Source organism: Pararhizobium sp. LjRoot238, assembly GCF_964252955.1.
Taxonomy (GTDB): Bacteria; Pseudomonadota; Alphaproteobacteria; order Rhizobiales; family Rhizobiaceae; genus Pararhizobium.
The window spans coordinates 94271-111410 of sequence record NZ_CAXUPP020000001.1 but is presented as its reverse complement, the minus strand read 5'-3'; the positions used below and the strand labels follow the sequence as shown (position 1 = coordinate 111410).

Sequence of the window (17140 nt, the reverse complement as noted above, 5' to 3'; positions counted from 1 at the left end):
CTTGTGGCGGGGGCCGGTGGATACTGCCGGAGCAATGTTTTTTGCGTGGCGTCTTCGGCCGCGTGTTCGCAATCCGCGTCAACGACATATATAGAGTTCAATGACACTGTCCAAATCTCTCTCCCGCCGGCAATTTCTCACCATGTCCGGGCTTGCCGTTGCCTCGGCCGGCCTTGCCGGATGCGCATCCTCGATGAACACGGACCGGTTCCGCGCGGAAACCGCGCCCTATTTTCGCAATCCGGCGCTGGAAGGCGATCCGCGCTACGGCGCCGAACTGGAAGGGCCTGTCTATGGCGGGGAGCCGAGCGGCCTGCCGCTGCAATCGGCCTACTATGCCGAGATGTATGGGCCAAAGCTCGATGATGGTTTCACCATACCGGCGGTCCCCTATGAGCAGATCGATGCGCGCTTCTATCGCCAGGAGGTGCCCAACACCTTCGGCGAGCGGCCGGGCACGATCATCGTCGATACCGGCGAGCGGTTCCTGTATCTCATCCTGTCCGAAGGCTCTGCCATGCGCTACGGCGTCGGCATCGGCCGCGAGGGCTTTGCCTGGTCGGGCAGGGGCGTGATCCAGTGGAAGCAGAAATGGCCGCGCTGGAAGCCGCCGAACGAGATGGTGGCCCGTCAGCCGCAACTGGCACAGTATTCGATCGCCAATGGCGGCATGCCACCGGGCCTCGAAAATCCGCTCGGTGCTCGGGCGATGTACATCTTCCAGAACGGCGAGGACACGCTCTATCGCCTGCATGGATCTCCGGAATGGCAATCGATCGGCAAGGCGGTGTCCTCCGGCTGCGTGCGCCTGATCAACCAGGACGTCATCGATCTCTACGATCGCGTCCGCAACGGGGCGCCGATCCTGGTGATTTGAAACTTTTCGCGCCCGGCTGGGCGCGTTTGCTGCCGTTTGCGCCTGCGTTGTTTGCTGCCGTTCGCGCAACCTGCGTTTTGGGCGCTATTCCCCGTTGTGCTCGTCGAGATGCTGGTTGAGGTCGTGCAGCGCCGAGCGCAGGGCTGCGGCTTCAGCCATGCTGCATCCCGCCGCCTTGCCGATTTCCGTCAGTATCCCGAAGGCGTCGGCCTTGAGCGCCACGCCTTTTTCCGTCAGTGCGACGATCACCTGCCGCTCGTCGCCCTTGTCGCGCGTGCGGCTGACGAAGCCGGCCGTTTCCAGCCGCTTGAGCAGCGGCGAAAGTGTGCCGGAATCCAGCCCCAGCTCCTCGCCAATGCCCTTGACCGTCCTATTGTCGTCCTGCCAGAGCGCCAGAAGAACGAGATATTGCGGATAGGTCAGCCCGAAGCGGTCGAGCAGCGGCTTGTAGGTGCGGTTGAACGCATGCGCCACGGAATAGACGGCGAAACAGAGCTGCTGGCCAAGCTCCAGCGCCTCGCCATCCTTAAGATTGGTCTCACGCGTGTCATCATCGCTCATCATGGTTTCATCCTCGCAGCTTTGGCGGCATTTTGCAATTTGCAAAATTATATTGCGTCCGATTAAATTATGCGCTATTGAAAATGCGAAGGCGAAACGTCCCGCTAACAACCGCGTGAAACCAAGGAGACAGATCATGCCCATTCTCTACACCACAAAGGCATCCGCAACCGGTGGCCGCGCCGGCCGCGCCGTCAGCGAAAATGGCGTCCTCGATGTGACGCTCACCGTTCCGAAGGAACTCGGCGGCGATGGCGCCACCGGCACCAACCCGGAGCAGCTCTTCGCCGCCGGTTATTCCGCCTGCTTCCTCGGCGCGCTGAAATTCGTCGCCGGCAAGGAAAAGGTGAAGATCCCGGATGACGCCACCGTGACCGCAACCGTCGGCATCGGCCCGCGCGAGGATGGCACCGGCTTCTACATCAACCCGTCGATTTCCGTGAACCTGCCGGGCGTCGATCGCGACGTCGCCGAAAAGCTGGTCGCAGCCGCCCACATCGTCTGCCCCTACAGCCACGCCCTGCGCACCGCGACGGAAATCCCGGCAACGCTCGCCTGAGATCTGTCCTCTTGAACGGCAAAGCCCGGTGGAGCGATCCGCCGGGCTTTTTCGTGTCGGGGAAACCTGTTCCTGATGATTGAGCCGAATCAAAACGGCGGCCCTCTCCAGAGCCGCCGTTTTCATTTCCAGAACCCGACGGTTCCCTACCGCTTCAAGCTCCCCAGGATCCCGCGCACCAGTGCACGCCCGAGCGAGGATGCGACGGTGCGGGCGACGGATTTCATCGCAGCTTCCGCGACGGTTTCGCGTTGGTAGCCGGAGCGGGCGCGGGGCTTTGCCTGTGTCGAAGCCGGTTCGTCGTCGCCGAAGCCGGGCAGGGTCCAGCGGCTGCCGCCGGAGGCTGGCGGCGCTTCTTCGGCTTCGCGCGCGGCTTCCGCCTGTTCCGCCGCCTTGGCGGCGCGTTTGGCGAGCAGTTCGTAGGCCGATTCGCGGTCGAAATCCTCGTCATAGAGGCCGGCGACCGGGCTGATCTTCATGATGTCGGCGCGCTCGGCGTCGGTCAGCGGCCCGACGCGGCTCGATGGCGGGCGGATCAGCGTGCGCTCGACCATCGACGGCGAGCCCTTGCCTTCGAGCGTCGAGACCAGCGCCTCGCCGGTGCCGAGCGTGGTGATGACGGTGGCGCAATCGAAATCCGGGTTGGGACGGAAGGTGTCTGCCGCCGTCTTCACCGCCTTCTGCTCGCGCGGCGTATAGGCGCGCAGCGCATGCTGGACGCGGTTGCCGAGCTGCGCCAGCACCGTGTCCGGCACGTCGAGCGGGTTCTGGGTGACGAAATAGACGCCGACGCCCTTGGAGCGGATCAGGCGCACCACCTGCTCGATGCGCTCCAGCAGCACCTTCGGCGCATCGTTGAAGAGAAGGTGCGCCTCGTCGAAGAAGAACACCAGCTTCGGCTTGTCGGGGTCGCCGACCTCCGGCAGTTCCTCGAACAGTTCCGACATCAGCCAGAGCAGGAAGGTGCCGTAGAGGCGCGGGTTCATCATCAGCTTGTCGGCGGACAGCACCGAGATCGCGCCGCGGCCGTCGCGGGTCGTGCGCATGATGTCGGAGACTTTCAAGGCCGGCTCGCCGAAGAAATGCTCGGCGCCCTGCTGTTCGAGGATCAACAGTTCGCGCTGGATCGAGCCGGTCGAGGATTTCGAGATGAAGCCGTATCTGTTGGAAAGCTCGGAAGCGTTCTCGCCCATATAGTTGAGCAGCGCCTGGAAATCCTTGAGGTCGAGCAGCGGCAGGCCGCCTTCGTCGGCGATCTTGAAGGCGATGTTGATGACGCCTTCCTGCGCATCGGTGGCGTTCATCAGGCGGGAGAGAAGCAGGGGCCCCATCTCCGAAACGGTGGCGCGCACGCGGTGGCCCTTTTCGCCGTAGAGATCCCAGAAGATCACCGGGAATTCCTGGAAGCTGAAATCGGTAAAGCCGATCTGCTCGACCCGCTTTCTCACCCAGTCCTTCTCTTCGCCGATCGCGCCGATGCCGGAAAGGTCGCCCTTCACGTCGGCGCAGAAGACCGGCACGCCGGCATTGGAGAAACTTTCCGCCAGGATCTGCAGCGTCACGGTCTTGCCGGTGCCGGTGGCGCCGGTGACGAGGCCATGGCGGTTGCCGAACTTGAAATCGAGATATTCGGGCTTGTTGATCGTGTCGTCCGGCTTCCGGCTGGTGCCGATATAGAGCTTCCCGTCCTCAAGCATGGGGGCCTTGTCTCCGTTTTGCCGATGAAAACCGCCGGTCCGCCTCAAACGGCGCAGAGCCTTCATCACATTGTTTTCCCAAGGCTGTTATAGGAGCAGTGCTTGCAACCGGCAACAGAAGGATTGTAGCAGAGAGGCGGTCGAACGCGCCGGATGGCCGCATTGTAATCGCCCGCGATGCATGAAACGATGTTCGGGCTCGCGCTGTGGACAGCCGATCCGAACAGCGCTTGAGTTTCCATTCGAGATAACTTACCTTGACGTACACGTCAAATAAATCAGGAGAATCATCCATGAACGAACTGGTCACCCGCGTTGCGGAAAACGTCGGCATCGATCCGGCAACGGCTGAAAAGGCCATCGGCATGATGCTCGGCTTCCTGCAGCGCGAAGCGGCCGACGGCCCGGTCGCCAGGATGATTGAAGCCATTCCCGGCGCTTCCGAAATGGTCGCAAAGTTCAACGGCGAAGGCTCGGGCAATGGCGGCGGCCTGCTCGGCGGTCTCCTGAGCGCCGTCGGCGCCGGCGGCGGTGTCATGGCGCTCGGCCAGCAGCTGATGTCGCAAGGCCTCGGCATGGGCGAGATCACCTCGCTTGCCAAGGAAACCATCGGCTATGCCAAGGAAAAGGCTGGCGCCGATGTCGTCGACGAAGTCGTCGCCTCGGTTCCGGGCCTCAGCCAGTTCGTCTGATATCAGACTTGGAAAATGTTCACGGCTGCTTCGTCGAGGCGGCCGTGAACACGGTAAGCGCCAAGCCGAGACAATAGGCGCGGCCGAGGGGCCGAGAGCGTCCTTGACGGCGCCGATGACGCCCGAGCTCGCTGCCAGCCGCATAGGCGAGCGAAAAAGCGGGGCCGGTATCTGCTTTCGAAGAACCATCCGCTGACGGCGGCGAATTTCACGATCGTTTGAGACGTCGCTCAGGGCTGCCAGGCCTTGACGGTCTCGGCGACCCATTCGGCCGTCACCGCCACGGCGGGCACCTTGGTGCGCTCCGGATGCGTAAGCAGGAAAAGCGGGCGCTCCGCGGTGGCGTTCGGTTCCTCGACCAGGCCGAATCGCGCATCCTGGCGTGCAAAGCTCTCCGGCAGCATGAGATCGGCACCCAAAGCCAGCGAGGCGGCAATCAGCACGTCGAGGCGGGTCGATGTCAGTGCCGTGCGAGCATGCGGCCGCAACCGGTCCAACGCCTGCATTTCCGGAACATGCGCCAAGCGCTCACCATAGCGCACCACGACCTTCCCGGCCGTTCCTTCGTTGACGCCAGCCGGGCGGCAGAGATGGAAGCGCAGGGTTCCGAGGCTGCGGATCTTTGTGTCCTGCTCTGCAGTCCTGCCAAAGCGAAGCGCGATATCCGCTTCGCGCCGCTCGAAACTCAGGGATTGATCGTCTGCGACAAAGTCGAGGCTGATGCCGGGGTTTTGCTTGGCAAAGATATCAAGCGCCGGAGCGAGAAGGGTCGAAAGCACGAAGCCGACGCTGGTGACGCGGACATGATCCTTCAGTTCCGCAGTCGCCCGCATCAATGAGGAGATCGAAAGCGAAGCTTCCTGCGAGATGGTCCGCAACCGGTCGAGGATGCCGGAAAGCGGCGGAGTCGCAACGAGCTTGCCGTCGATGCGGTCGAACAGCGCGCTGCCGATCCGGCGCTCAAGGGCGGCCAGCCGACGCGACACTGTCGTCTGGTCGACGCCCAGCGCTGCGGCAGCACCTGACAAGGTGCGATGCCGCAGAATGTGATCGAGAAGTTCGAGGTCGGCCCAATGCGATCCTGCGTTCATGCAGATTGATCCTCGAAAAATTCGGATATCCCTGTGTTGGTGCAGATTGATAATCTTGGCCGTTCCAATCCGCAAGGGAGTTTTTCATGACAGCCGCCGCCATTTCCGCCCCCACGATCCTCTCGCTCGCAGGCGTGGTTTTGACGCCACCCGTCCTTTCGGACACGACCCTGATCCTGATCGATTACCAGAACGAATATCTCACTGGACCCTTGATGCTGGCCGGGGCGGAGGCCGCGGTGGAGCGTGCGGCGATCCTCTTGCAGGCGTCTCGCGCCGCCGGGGCGCGGATCATCCATGTGGCCCATAGGGGTGAGGTGGGTGGTCTCTTCGACCGGGCCGCATTCAGGGGTGCCTTTATCCCGGCGGTCGCACCTGCCCAAGGCGAAGCGATCGTCGAAAAGACCCGTGCAAATGCCTTTGCCGGAACCGGTCTCGAAGCCGTCATCGGCCCGGCCGGCCAGAAAATCGTCGTGGCGGGCTTCATGACGCACAATTGCGTCTCGTCCACCGTCCGGGCCGCTCGCGATCGCGACTATTCGATTACGGTCGCAGGCGATGCCTGCGCCACGCGCGACCTCGCGCTGCCCTCAGGCATCGTGCTCGCAGCTGACCTGCATCGGGCGACGCTGGCTGGACTTGCCGACACGCACGGCTTGATCGCCGATGTTGCCGAACTGGCACGTTAGGAAATGCAAAACGGCCGCCGGGTGTTCGGCGGCCGAAAGGCCTTTCCGTTCAGGCCGCCTCGTCCCAGACCGGAGCGAGGCCCTGCGGATCGACGATGCGGCCGTCCGGCTTGGCAAGCAGGTGGATCGCCTTCATCTCGTCGACCGACAGCACGAAATCGAAGATGTCGAAGTTTTCGGCCAGCCGTGATTGCGTCGCGGTTTTCGTCAGGGCGACGACGCCGTACTGCTGGATCAGCCAGCGCAACACGACCTGGGCGGCGGTTTTGCCGTGATGGCTGCCGATCTCGTTGAGAACCGGATCCTTCGGCACGCGGCCCTCCGCCATCGCGCAATAGGCGGTGATCGACATGCCGAGCCGGTCGGCATCTTCCAGAACCTTAAACTGGTCGAGATAGGGATGATATTCGACCTGGTTGGTGACCAGCGGCGTCACGCTGAGCTTTGCGGCTTCGTCCATCTGATGGGTGTTGAAATTGCTGACGCCGATATGGCGGACCTTGCCGGCCTTCTGGACTGCGTTCAGGCGCTCGACCTGCTCGGCGAGCGGCACCGGGCTGCCCGGCCAATGCAGAAGAAGAAGGTCGACATAATCGGTCCTCAGCTTCGTGAGGCTTTCGTCGACGGAGGCGGCAAAGGCGCCTTGCCTGTAGTTGTCGACCCAGACCTTGGTGGTGAGGAAGATATCGGAACGCGGAATGCCCGATTGCCGGATGGCGGTGCCGACTTCCGCTTCGTTGCCGTAGGCCTGCGCGGTATCGACATGACGAAAGCCGATTTTCAGGGCTTCCGGCACGATGCGCAGCACTTCGGGGCCGGGCATGCGGAAGGTGCCGAAACCGAGGGCGGGAATGGCGGCGCCGTTGGCGTTGACGATCGGTTGCATGGAGTTCTCCTTCTCGAGGATGCCCGGCGGTTCCGCCGGGCGTTTGAACAGGGCAGGGTTATAGATGTGGCGTTTGCCGGGCGGGTCAAGCCGCCCTATGGTCAAGCGGTCTGGGCAACAGCGTCCGGCCTGCGATCCAGCATGCCACTGATGATCGTGAGAACCAGCGCACCGGCGACCAGGATCGCGCCGACCCATGGCGTCGCCTGCAAGCCAAGCGGCGAGGCGACCACCAGACCGCCAATCCAGGCGCCGGCGGCGATGCCGAGGTTGAAGGCGGCGATGTTGAGCGCGGAGGCGACATCGACGGCGCCGGGGCGGTGCTGCTTGGCAAGCTGCACGACATAGAACTGCAGGCCGGGCACGTTGGCGAAGGACAGGAAGCCGAGGGCTGCAAGCGTGATCAGGGCGGGGATCGCCGAGACCGAGGTGAAGGTGAAGATCACCAGCACGGCGGCCTGGGCGGCAAACAGCCAGTTCAACGCCTTCACCGGATTGCGGTCGGCAATGCGGCCGCCGACGATGTTGCCGGCGGCGATCGCCAGGCCATAGAGCACCAGCACGAGGCTGACGGAGGAGGCGGCAAAGCCGGTGATTTCCTCAAGCATCGGCGCAAGGAAGGTGAAGGTGACGAAGGTGCCGCCATAACCGAGCGCCGTCATGCCGAAGACCAGCAGCAGGCGGCCCGAGCCGAGCACGCGGATCTGATCGAGAATGCCGGCCGGGGCAGCCTTCGACAGGGTGGACGGGAGAAGCACGGCAATCGCAGTCAGGGCGACGGCACCGAGGCCGGCAACGGCCCAGAAGGTGGCGCGCCAGCCGAACGTCTGGCCGATGAACGTGCCGAGCGGGACGCCCGTGATGATGGCGACCGTCAGGCCCATGAACATCAGGGCGATGGCCGAGGCGCGGCGGTTTTCCGGCACGAGATCAGCCGCAATGGTCGCCCCGACGGAGAAAAACACGCCATGCGCGAAGGCGGACAGGATACGGGCGACGAGCAGCGTCTCATAGGAGGGGCTCAAGCCCGCCATCGCGTTGCCGGCAATGAACAGCGCCATCAGGCCGAGAAGCAGCGGCTTGCGCGCGATCCGGCCGGTCAAGGCGGTGAGGACCGGCGCGCCGAAGGTAACGCCGAGCGCGTAGATCGACACGATCAGCCCGGCGAGCGGCAGCGTGATGCCGAGATCGGTGGCAACGGTCGGCAACAGGCCGACAATGACGAATTCGGTGGTTCCGATCGCATAGGCCGCGATCGTCAATGCATAGAGGGCAAGAGGCATGGCAGCACCTTTGGTCGCCCGCGGGAGGCCGGGCTTGGGTTGGCGGCGGTTCTTGACCGCCCTTGGTTGCGTTGGGCGGAATATGGGCCAGAGGCACTTGCGCGATAATCCGCGGGAATGGATAAATACCTGTGAAGTCAATTCACAGGAGAAGCCGGATGGACAACCGGGCAGGGGAGATGGAGGTTTTCGTGGCGGCGGCGGAGCTGAAGAGCTTTTCGGCGGCCGGGCGGCGGCTGAAGCTGTCGCCCTCGGCCGTCAGCAAGCTCGTCACCCGCATCGAGGACAGGCTCGGCACGCGCCTTCTGGTCCGCACCACGCGCTCGCTGCTTTTGACGCCGGAAGGGGAAATCTACCTCGCCCGGGCCCAACGCATTCTGGGCGACATCGCCGAGACCGAACGGCTTGTTGCCGAGGGCGGCCGGGCAACGCCGCGCGGCCTGTTGCGTGTCAATGCCACCGTCGGCTTCGGCGAATGCTATATCCTGCCGCTCGCTGGCGAATTCCTGGCGCTCTATCCGGAGGTTCGGCTCGAACTGACGCTGACGGACGGCCTCATCGACCTGATCGAGGAGCGCACCGACGTGGCGATCCGCGTCGGCCCGATGCGCGATTCGTCCCTGAAGGCGAGGAAGCTGCTCGACAGCCACCGCATCACGGTTGCCACGCCTGGCTATATCAAGCGCCGCGGCGAGCCTAAAACGCCCGAGGATCTCGCCGCGCATAACTGCATCACCTTCACCTTCGGCAGGACGCCCGGCGAATGGCCGTTCCGTGACCCCGGCGGCACGGCCGTGTATCTGAGCCCTGCTGCGGGCAATGTGCAGGCGGCGAGCGGTTCGATTGCCCGGCAGCTCTGCCTGCAGGGGCTCGGCATCGCCCGCATCGGCAAATTCCACGTCGAACGCGATCTTGAAAGCGGCGCTCTGGTCGAGGTCTTGGAGGACTACAATCCGATCGAGCCGGAACAGGTCTACGCGGTCTTTGCGGGCCACGCGCATCTCGCGGCCCGCATCCGCGCCTTCATCGATTTTTTGGCGGAGCGGGTATGAGGGCGCCCGCTCGCCGCCCGTGAAAATTCAGCGGTCTTATTCGGGCAGGCTTCAGCGTGGTCCTGGCTTGACTGGCAAGATGGCTCTGGCAATTTGACGAGACGATCCGCATCCTCCTTCCAGACCGTCTGCAATCTGAGTCCTGACCACATGCCAAAGCCGCGAGAAATGTCCCTGACGCTCGATCTGGTGGCGCTCTGTCACCGGGATATTGCCGATCCCGGTCCCGACGGGCGCTGGACCGCCATCAGCGACAAAGGCTATAGCGAACTCGCCGAACGGCTCGATCGGGAGAGCCTCGGGCAGCCGCTTTGGGTGTTCGCCTATGGTTCGCTGATCTGGAAGCCTGAGTTTGAAGCGATCGACAGGCAGCGGGCGACCGCGTTCGGCTGGCACCGATCCTTCTGTCTGCACGTCAATCGCTGGCGCGGCTCGCGCGATCAGCCGGGGTTGATGATGGCGCTGGAGCGCGGCGGGCGGTGCGACGGCGTCATCTATCGTCTGCCGGACGGCGATCGCGTCGGGCAGATCGAACGCATGCTGCGGCGAGAAGTCAGCGCCTTCGAAAATATCGATTCCGTCCGGTGGCTGCCGGTAAAATCCGAGAGCGGCCCGTGCAGGGCGTTGGGTTTCTGGGTCGGGGCGACGGGCGAGCGGATCCTGTCTCGCCGGCCGCTGGATGAGGTCGCAGGCATCCTGGCACGTGCATGCGGTCATCTCGGGTCCTGCGCGGAATATCTGTACAACACCGTTTCTCATCTCGAGGATTTCGGCATTCGCGACCGCAACCTTTGGCGACTGCAACAGCTTGTGGCCGCGGAGATCAGATCGATCCACCTGTCAGCCGTTGCGTCGTCATTGTAACGGCGCGCTTGGGAGGATACGTCATGCCGGACAATCAAACCCATCTGCCGGTGCTGGCCTTCGCCAGCGCCGCCGAATGGGAAAGCTGGCTTGACGTCCAACCCGCGACCTCGAATGGCCTGTGGCTGAAGTTCGCAAAGAAGGCGTCGGGCGTACCGAGCGTCTCGAAACAGGAGGCGATCGACGCGGCTCTCTGCCATGGCTGGATCGACGGCCAGCTCAAGCCCTTTGACGAGAACCACTGGCTGATCCGGTTCACGCCGCGCCGCCCCAAAAGCAAGTGGTCGGCGATCAATGGCAAACGGGCGCAGACGCTGATCGACGAGGGCCGGATGTGTCCGGCCGGGCTTGCGGAGATCGAAAAGGCCAAGGCGGACGGCCGCTGGGCCGCGGCCTATGAGCCGCAGAGCAAGGCCACCGTTCCGGACGATCTGCGCCGGGCGCTCGACGGCAACGAAAGCGCAAAAGCCTTCTTCGACACGCTGGACAGCGCCAACCGCTATTCCGTGCTCTACCGCGTCCACACGGCGACGAAACCGGAAGCCCGCGCCCGCACCATCGACAAGCTGGTCGCCATGCTCGCCCGCGGCGAAACTTTCCACCCGCGCAAGGGGAAGCTCTCGTAGCGTTTGACCGCGTCGCTTCAGTGCTCGGCGCGTTGCGTTCCATGCGCCCTGACGATGGCGTCCGCTTCCTTGCCGTACAACTCCTCGAAATGATCGAAGGTTTTGGAAAAATAGCCTATTCCTTGCGTCGCCGAGCGCAGTGCTCGCGCCAGTTCGTCGAGCGCGCCGCCCGGAACAAGAGCCCGGAAGATGTCCCACCCCTTGGCGGTTTCATCCCGGTCGAAGCCGAGAACCTGCCCCTTGAGGGCGGAGACGATCTGCACGAGGCTGCCCGAATAGACCGATGGAATGTGAATTTCGCTGCGGAAGACCGGCTGCATCAAGACGGCCGATCCTTCCGAAAGCGCCTGCCGCACCCCCATTTTCGCCGCGGTCCGGAAAGCGTATTCCGAACTGTCGACGGTGTGGTGCTGGCCGTCGGTCAGCGTCACGCCGACATCGATGACCTGGAAGCCGAGCGGACCTTTGTCCATCGCCTCGCGCGCGCCCGCTTCGACGGCGGGGATGTAATTGCGCGGAACGACGCCGCCCTTGACCGTTTCGCCAAAGCTGAAGCCATGGCCGCGCTCGTTGGGGTGGATGCTCAGTTTCACGTCGGCGAATTGCCCGGCGCCGCCGGTTTGCTTGCGATGGCGGTAGTGGACTTCGGATGGTTTCGATATCGTCTCGCGATAGATCGGGCTCGGTGTCCGGTCGGTGACGGCGATGTGAAACACGTCGGACAGGGTCCGGCAGAGGTCGCGCAGGTGCACCGGTCCCTGGGCGCAGACGAGTTGGGCACCGGTCCCTTCCTCCTGCATGACTTTCAGGCCGCGATCCGCCTCGGAGAGTTTTGCCAGCGTTTCGGAGAGCTTGTTCTCGTCGCGCTCGCTGCCCGGTACGAGGATCCGCTCGAGCATCGGCGTCGGTGGTTCCGTCCACTCCGGCGGGGCAGCCGCCGCCTCGGAGGTCAGAAGCGACGGAACGGCCAAGTGGTCGGACTTGACCGTCGCGAAGACATCCCCCGGCGCCGGTGTAGCCGCCGAGTTGGATCGGCCGTTTGCGGGATCCTGCACGGCGCCCAGACTGGCGCCGCCCAGCGATGCGCCTTGCTTCAGCCCCTCGCCAAACGCGCGCACGAGGACCGTCTTGCCGACATTCTGGCGATGGTAGGCATGAAAGCTCACGGCCGCCAGCTTGCCTTCGTCGACAGTGCCTGCGCGGGCAAGGCGCTCGCGAAGTGCTTCAACCGGCGGCGCCTCATGGCGCAGCGCCTTCATCAGCCTCATCATGCCGTTGCCATGACTTGCTGAGCCGATCAGGACCGGGATGATCCTGTTTTCCTTGAGAACCCGCGAGGAAATCGCGTAGAGCGCGTCGCTGGGCGGTTCGCGGTCTTCGATCAGTTCCTCGAGAAGCCAGTCGTCGAATTCGGACAGGTGCTCGAGGAGTTCGGTCCGCGCCTCGCTTTCGCGCTCGGCAGCGCTTTCGGGGATCGCGATCAGCGCGGACGGCTGGCCTTCCCGGTAGCGCCATGCCCGTTCCGAAATCAGATCGCAACTGCCGACGATCCTGTCATCCTCGCGGATCGGTACCTGGCGAAGGAGAAGTGTGTGGCTGGCGTAGTCCTGGAGCGTGGCGATCACGTCCCTGAGCCGCCCCCTTGGTTCGTCCATCCGGTTGACGAAGAGGATGCAGGGCGTTCCCGACGCCTCGATCACCCGCAGATAGGGCGCGGCGAGCACGGCCTCGTCGGGTGCCGGCGAAACGCAAAGGATGCAGGCGTCGCTGGCCAGAAGCGCATGTTGCGCATGCACCAGCGCTTCGCCCCCTCCCGGCGCATCCAGCGCACACCACGCTTCGTTTCCGAAATTGAACTCCGTCAGGTTCAATCCATAAGGGGAAATGGATTTTCTCGGCGCCCCCTCCAGCGAGCCAAGCTTTTCCACGATGGTCGATTTTCCGGTCTGCGAGGGTCCAAGTACAGTAAAGCAGCGCATGGGCGGTCCTCCACCTGCCATAAGCACAATTCTCGGCCATCACAGGATGCCCTGATCTCGTGCGGGGCGCCAGAGGGATGATCTTCGAAGTGCGACCGGCCCTAGCGCCTGACCGCCACCAGAAACAGCCTCGGGAACTTCAGCAGCACATGCCCGTCGGCGAGCGGCGGATAGGCGTCTCGGATACGCTCGAGATAGGCGGCAAGATAGGCCTCGCGTACGTCTGGCGGCAGGACGCCGAGATAGGGGCGAAGGCCGGTGCCTTTCACCCATTCGACGATCGCTTCGGCATTTTTCAGGCGGTGATAGTAGATCGTATGCCAGACATCGATCTTGATCGACTTCGGCGCAAGCCTGTCGAGATAGACGGCGGGGGCGGCAAGGGCGTTGCGGCGGCCGCGGTTGACATGGAATTCCGAAAAGCGGGGATGCTCGGCCAACTCCCGCATGAAGGCATACACCGGTTCATCGAGATTGTCGGGCATCTGAACGGCAAGCGTGCCGCCGGGGATCAGGTCATCCATCAGCCGGTCGAAGACATCGAGGTGGTCCGGCAGCCACTGGAATACCGCGTTGGCGAAGAACAGCGCAGCCGGTTCGCGCGGCTCCCATCGCGCCAGATCACCCTTTTCGAAACGGGTATGCGCCATCCGCTTTCGCGCTGCCGCCAGCATGTTCTCGTCGCTGTCGATGCCGGTCAGAAGATAGGCGGGAAAGCGGTCCTGGACGAGCTCCGTCGAATTGCCTGGCCCGCAGCCGAGATCGTAAAGGGCGCCCTCGGGCAGATTTGGCACGTGGCCCAAAAGGTCGTGCGCCGGCCAGGTGCGCTCGTCCTCGAATTTCATATATTGTTCGGCGGACCAGGCCATCGGCTGTCTCCTTTGGCGCTCAAGCATGTTGCCCAAAATTGTGCGGCGGTTTTGGGGTAACGACAGGCGCAAGATAAAAATAAAAAAGCGCCTATCTACCAAACAAAGGCAATGAGCATTGAGGATGCCATAGCGTTACATCTTGCGCCGATGATAAAAAGACGTAAAATACGTATTTTCAGAAGGAGGTGCCCATGTTGACTTTCAGCTCGATTGATCTTCAGAAGCAAACCGGTGACGTACAGCGTGCGGCAACCCAAGAAGGTGCCGTCATCACAGCGCACGGGAAACCCCGAAACGTCATGTTATCGGTCGAGGAGTTTTGCCGCCTTAAACGCGTTGCTGGAGAACCCATCCCCGTTGGCTTGCTACCCCGCAAGCCAGTTGTGGTTCGCCACCTACCTGACCCTCTTGGATATGACGTAAGCGACTTCGAAGCAGTCGCGCAGAAGATGGCGGACGAGGCTATCTCCGAAGTGAACGACGATGCTGTTGAAGCCGAGCTAGATGCCGTAAGGCAAAAGTTCCCAGGACTTCATCGATGATTGACAAACCAGACAGCCGCGACATTCGAACACCTCGCTTCCTAATCATGGACAACACGCCTTTGTCCCTCTTGGGATGTATAAAGGCCTTGGATTGGTTCTTTGAGCCCGGGTGCGATGTAATGATTACCGACCTGGTGGTCGCTGAGGCAACTCGCGATCCCGGAGAAGGACGGGATCAACGGCGTGGTGTCCGGGCCTACATCGGTGAGTGGTTGGAAAGCAATCGCGACAGAATTACGATTTTGGAGACGGTTGAAGGCATCCGATATGCTCGTGAGATGAAGCTTTGGGAGAGAGCTGGCAAGCCCGATGATCTTCGTCCTTCATGGAGTGATCGCGGTGAGCGCAGTCTTTTGTCGGCTGTCCAAGATTTAAAGCAGGCCATTTCGGTCGTCGAAGAGATCATTGCCGTCATCGACGACCGAAATTGCCGTGATGCTGTAAGGGCCGTCCGTGCAGACCTCACCATGATGGGGACCAGGACTTTTATCCGGTGGATGGAGGAGGATTTCGGAATTGCCGAGGCTTCTACGGCATGGCAGACCATTCGCCTCGCGACATCAAACACCGCCGACGAAGGAGAAGAGGACGATCCTGTCTACATTACAGCGCCGCGCGTCGTTTAAGACGCGCTAAGGACAGTTCGCAGAATAACCGCTACGTGTTTCTTGGGGTGATGGTGTAGTTCCACTCTGGATGGAAGGCGTCGCCTTTGACATGGAGGCCTGCCATCTGGGCATCGGAGACCTTGACGCCTTTGTGGTAGGTGCGGGTGTCGAGGGCGCATTCGACCTTGAGGCCGGTCTTTGTCGTGGTGGCACCGATCAGTTCGACCACGGCCAGGCGGCTTTCGAGCGGGCGGCCGCGCCAGTTCTGGGTAATGTGGCAGAACAGGCGGTGTTCGATCTTGTTCCACTTGGAGGTGCCGGGCGGATAATGGTGGACGTGAAGGACCAAGTCGGTCTCGTCGGCCAGTTTCTGCAATTCCAACTTCCATAGCCTGACGCGCGCGCCGTTTGAGCCGCCGCAGTCGGCCGTGACGGTCAGTTCACTTGCCTTGGGATAGCGCTCTCGTCCCATGCGATCGAGCCAGCACCGGATCGACTGGACGGCGAACTCGGCCGTATCGGCGGTAATGCCCAAGCTGACGAAGCCCGCGTTCGCCGTCACGTCGTAGATGCCGTAAGGCACCACCTTGCCCAGTTCCTTGTCCTCGAAGTCATGCACCTTGACGCGGATCGGCGTGCCTTTCGGGCGATAGTCGCTGCCGACATTCTTGTAGTTGCCCACCAGTTCCTTTTTCTTGGTATCGACCGAGATGACCGGTTGGCCCTTGGCTTGGGCCGCAATCACCTTCGTGTTGATGTGCTCGAACTGGGCGTTGCGATCGGGATGGTGCGAGCCTTCGTCCGCCTTGCGGTTGCGCTGACGCGAAAAGCCCAGCTTCACCAACTCCTTGGCCACCGTGTCGGCGCTGATCGGGTGGCCCATCGCCGTCAGCGTGTCGGCGAGTTTATCCATACTCTTCGACACCCAGAGCAAGGGCCGCTCGGGATCGCCCAGCGTGGCCGGCTCCACCAGTCGCTTCAACTGCGCAACAAGCCCAGGATCAAGCGCGCTCACCGCCTTGCGCCCGCCGCCAGCACGCCGAACCTGACCCAGCCCCAGAGGCATGGCATCCAGGTCGTCCTGTCCGCGATTGATCGTCGACCGCGCCAACCCGGTGATCCGCGAGACTGCCGCAAGCCCGCCCCATCCCGCCGTGCTCGCCTCGGCCGCCGCGAACATCCGACGCCCGCGTTCATCGAGCTTGCGCCCCACTGTCTCCCAGCGGTATCTGATGCCATCCTCGTCGATCATGCCATCGACATACGTCTATCTGATCCGGCCGGGAATCCCCCGCACATGAGTCAATCAGACGCACCCTCGACAAATGACGATTCAGTTATTGTTCGGAGCGTCCTAAGGTCGCTGTAACACTTTGATCTGCTGCATAATTTTGTCCGTAAATCGATTCCGATTTAAGGAATTATGCAGTAGGAAAGGGCCCTAACATCTCAACTGTAGCAAGAGCCTTTGTTTCGTAGATAGGTGCGAAATAAAAAGCGCCTTTCGCGCCTTACAGGCTTTCCAGCGACGGCAGGATCAGCGAGGGACCGAAATCGGCATATTCGTCCGGCATGTTGCCGCGATTGATCCAGACGGTGCGGAAGCCGAATTTGGTCGCGCCTGCCACGTCCCAGCGGTTGGAGGACTGGAACGAGACCGCGTTCGGATAAAGCCGGTAGGTGGTCGTCACCATGTCGTAGACCGCCGGCGAGGTCTTGAAGGCCCGGACCGTCTCGACGGAGAAGATGTCGTCGATGATGAGGTCGAGACCGGCCTTCTTCACCGCCGATTGCAGCATCTGCGGCGTGCCGTTGGACAGGATGGCGATGCGCGCGCCGCGGTGCTTCAGGCTCTTCAGCACGGCTGGCACTTCCGGATAGCAGTCGAGGTGCCAGTAGGCGTCGAGCAGCGCTGTCCTGAGCTTCCGGTCGGCCGAGGGAAACCGCGCGAAGGCATGGTCCAGCGACTGTTCGGTCAGTGTCCAGAAATCGGCGTGCGCGCCCATCAGCGTCCGGATCCAGGAATATTCGAGCTGCTTGGCGCGCCAGAGGTCGGAAAAGGCCTGGCCGTCAGGCCCCATCGCGCCCGCATGCTTGCGCACCGCCGCGTGCACGTCGAACAGCGTGCCATAGGCATCGAACACATAGGCCGCATGATGCATCAAAACCTCCCGTCATTTCCCTTCGCGCTCATCCCTTTTAAAATTCGAGAGAGATGGCAGCGCCTTGATCGCCGTTTGTCTACGGTTCTTTGCCGGG

18 protein-coding genes are annotated in these 17140 nt (G+C 62.6%); 9 read left to right on the top strand and 9 right to left on the bottom strand.

Annotated elements, in window-relative coordinates:
- Positions 1 to 100 precede the first annotated feature (100 nt).
- A complete protein-coding gene (locus ACSQ3F_RS00630) occupies positions 101 to 877 on the top strand; it encodes a L,D-transpeptidase family protein (protein WP_436098430.1) in 777 nt (258 codons plus the stop codon).
- Positions 878 to 961: 84 nt separating this feature from the next.
- On the opposite strand, the gene ACSQ3F_RS00625 is transcribed toward ACSQ3F_RS00630, so the two are convergent.
- The gene (locus tag ACSQ3F_RS00625; RefSeq protein WP_436098429.1) at positions 962 to 1441 is read right to left on the bottom strand and encodes a MarR family winged helix-turn-helix transcriptional regulator; all 480 of its coding nucleotides are present in this window, start codon (positions 1439 to 1441) and stop codon (positions 962 to 964) included.
- 133 nt (positions 1442 to 1574) lie between these two features.
- Here ACSQ3F_RS00625 and ACSQ3F_RS00620 point away from each other — a divergent pair, with 133 nt between their 5' ends.
- Positions 1575 to 1997 (top strand): organic hydroperoxide resistance protein, encoded by a 423-nt coding sequence (locus tag ACSQ3F_RS00620; protein WP_436098428.1) that lies wholly within the window; start codon positions 1575 to 1577, stop codon positions 1995 to 1997.
- Positions 1998 to 2143: 146 nt separating this feature from the next.
- Here ACSQ3F_RS00620 and ACSQ3F_RS00615 read toward each other — a convergent pair whose 3' ends face one another.
- Positions 2144 to 3694: a helicase HerA-like C-terminal domain-containing protein gene (locus tag ACSQ3F_RS00615; RefSeq protein ID WP_436098427.1), complete on the bottom strand. Its 1551-nt coding sequence runs from the start codon at positions 3692 to 3694 to the stop codon at positions 2144 to 2146.
- Between the two features lie 257 nt (positions 3695 to 3951).
- On the opposite strand from ACSQ3F_RS00615, the gene ACSQ3F_RS00610 reads away from it, so the two are divergent.
- Entirely contained in the window at positions 3952 to 4386 is a 435-nt protein-coding gene (locus tag ACSQ3F_RS00610) for a DUF2780 domain-containing protein (RefSeq protein ID WP_436098426.1), read from the top strand.
- Positions 4387 to 4616: 230 nt separating this feature from the next.
- Here the strand turns inward: ACSQ3F_RS00610 and ACSQ3F_RS00605 are convergent, their stop codons facing one another.
- On the bottom strand, positions 4617 to 5477 hold the full coding sequence (locus ACSQ3F_RS00605; protein WP_436098425.1) for a LysR family transcriptional regulator: 861 nt from the start codon (positions 5475 to 5477) through the stop codon (positions 4617 to 4619).
- Between the two features lie 86 nt (positions 5478 to 5563).
- Between ACSQ3F_RS00605 and ACSQ3F_RS00600 the strand changes: the two genes are divergently transcribed.
- Entirely contained in the window at positions 5564 to 6166 is a 603-nt protein-coding gene (locus ACSQ3F_RS00600; RefSeq protein ID WP_436098424.1) for a cysteine hydrolase family protein, read from the top strand.
- A gap of 49 nt (positions 6167 to 6215) precedes the next feature.
- On the opposite strand, the gene ACSQ3F_RS00595 is transcribed toward ACSQ3F_RS00600, so the two are convergent.
- Positions 6216 to 7052, bottom strand: coding sequence for an aldo/keto reductase (locus ACSQ3F_RS00595; RefSeq protein WP_436098423.1), 837 nt, complete (start codon positions 7050 to 7052; stop codon positions 6216 to 6218).
- 101 nt (positions 7053 to 7153) lie between these two features.
- Positions 7154 to 8335 (bottom strand): MFS transporter, encoded by a 1182-nt coding sequence (locus ACSQ3F_RS00590; protein WP_436098422.1) that lies wholly within the window; start codon positions 8333 to 8335, stop codon positions 7154 to 7156.
- Positions 8336 to 8493: 158 nt separating this feature from the next.
- On the opposite strand from ACSQ3F_RS00590, the gene ACSQ3F_RS00585 reads away from it, so the two are divergent.
- From ACSQ3F_RS00585 to ACSQ3F_RS00575, 3 genes are all read left to right on the top strand, one after another.
- The gene (locus tag ACSQ3F_RS00585) at positions 8494 to 9387 is read left to right on the top strand and encodes a LysR family transcriptional regulator (protein WP_436098421.1); all 894 of its coding nucleotides are present in this window, start codon (positions 8494 to 8496) and stop codon (positions 9385 to 9387) included.
- A 150-nt stretch (positions 9388 to 9537) separates the two neighbouring features.
- Positions 9538 to 10251, top strand: a complete 714-nt coding sequence (locus tag ACSQ3F_RS00580; RefSeq protein ID WP_436098420.1) for a gamma-glutamylcyclotransferase — start codon at positions 9538 to 9540, stop codon at positions 10249 to 10251.
- A 23-nt stretch (positions 10252 to 10274) separates the two neighbouring features.
- The gene (locus ACSQ3F_RS00575) at positions 10275 to 10877 is read left to right on the top strand and encodes a YdeI/OmpD-associated family protein (protein WP_436098419.1); all 603 of its coding nucleotides are present in this window, start codon (positions 10275 to 10277) and stop codon (positions 10875 to 10877) included.
- A 17-nt stretch (positions 10878 to 10894) separates the two neighbouring features.
- Here the strand turns inward: ACSQ3F_RS00575 and ACSQ3F_RS00570 are convergent, their stop codons facing one another.
- Positions 10895 to 12856 (bottom strand): elongation factor G, encoded by a 1962-nt coding sequence (locus ACSQ3F_RS00570; protein WP_436098418.1) that lies wholly within the window; start codon positions 12854 to 12856, stop codon positions 10895 to 10897.
- A 101-nt stretch (positions 12857 to 12957) separates the two neighbouring features.
- Positions 12958 to 13725, bottom strand: a complete 768-nt coding sequence (gene tam, locus ACSQ3F_RS00565; RefSeq protein ID WP_436098417.1) for a trans-aconitate 2-methyltransferase — start codon at positions 13723 to 13725, stop codon at positions 12958 to 12960.
- Positions 13726 to 13919: 194 nt separating this feature from the next.
- Here tam and ACSQ3F_RS00560 point away from each other — a divergent pair, with 194 nt between their 5' ends.
- Complete coding sequence (locus ACSQ3F_RS00560; RefSeq protein ID WP_436098416.1) at positions 13920 to 14270, top strand: type II toxin-antitoxin system Phd/YefM family antitoxin; 351 nt, start codon at positions 13920 to 13922, stop codon at positions 14268 to 14270.
- Positions 14267 to 14899 (top strand): hypothetical protein, encoded by a 633-nt coding sequence (locus ACSQ3F_RS00555; protein ID WP_436098415.1) that lies wholly within the window; start codon positions 14267 to 14269, stop codon positions 14897 to 14899. Before ACSQ3F_RS00560 ends, ACSQ3F_RS00555 begins: the two co-directional genes overlap by 4 nt.
- 31 nt (positions 14900 to 14930) lie before the next feature.
- Here ACSQ3F_RS00555 and ACSQ3F_RS00550 read toward each other — a convergent pair whose 3' ends face one another.
- Together ACSQ3F_RS00550 and ACSQ3F_RS00545 are read right to left on the bottom strand one after the other, a co-directional pair.
- Positions 14931 to 16133, bottom strand: coding sequence for an ISAzo13 family transposase (locus ACSQ3F_RS00550; protein WP_436098414.1), 1203 nt, complete (start codon positions 16131 to 16133; stop codon positions 14931 to 14933).
- 259 nt (positions 16134 to 16392) lie between these two features.
- Complete coding sequence (locus ACSQ3F_RS00545; protein WP_436098413.1) at positions 16393 to 17043, bottom strand: haloacid dehalogenase type II; 651 nt, start codon at positions 17041 to 17043, stop codon at positions 16393 to 16395.
- Positions 17044 to 17140 lie beyond the last annotated feature (97 nt).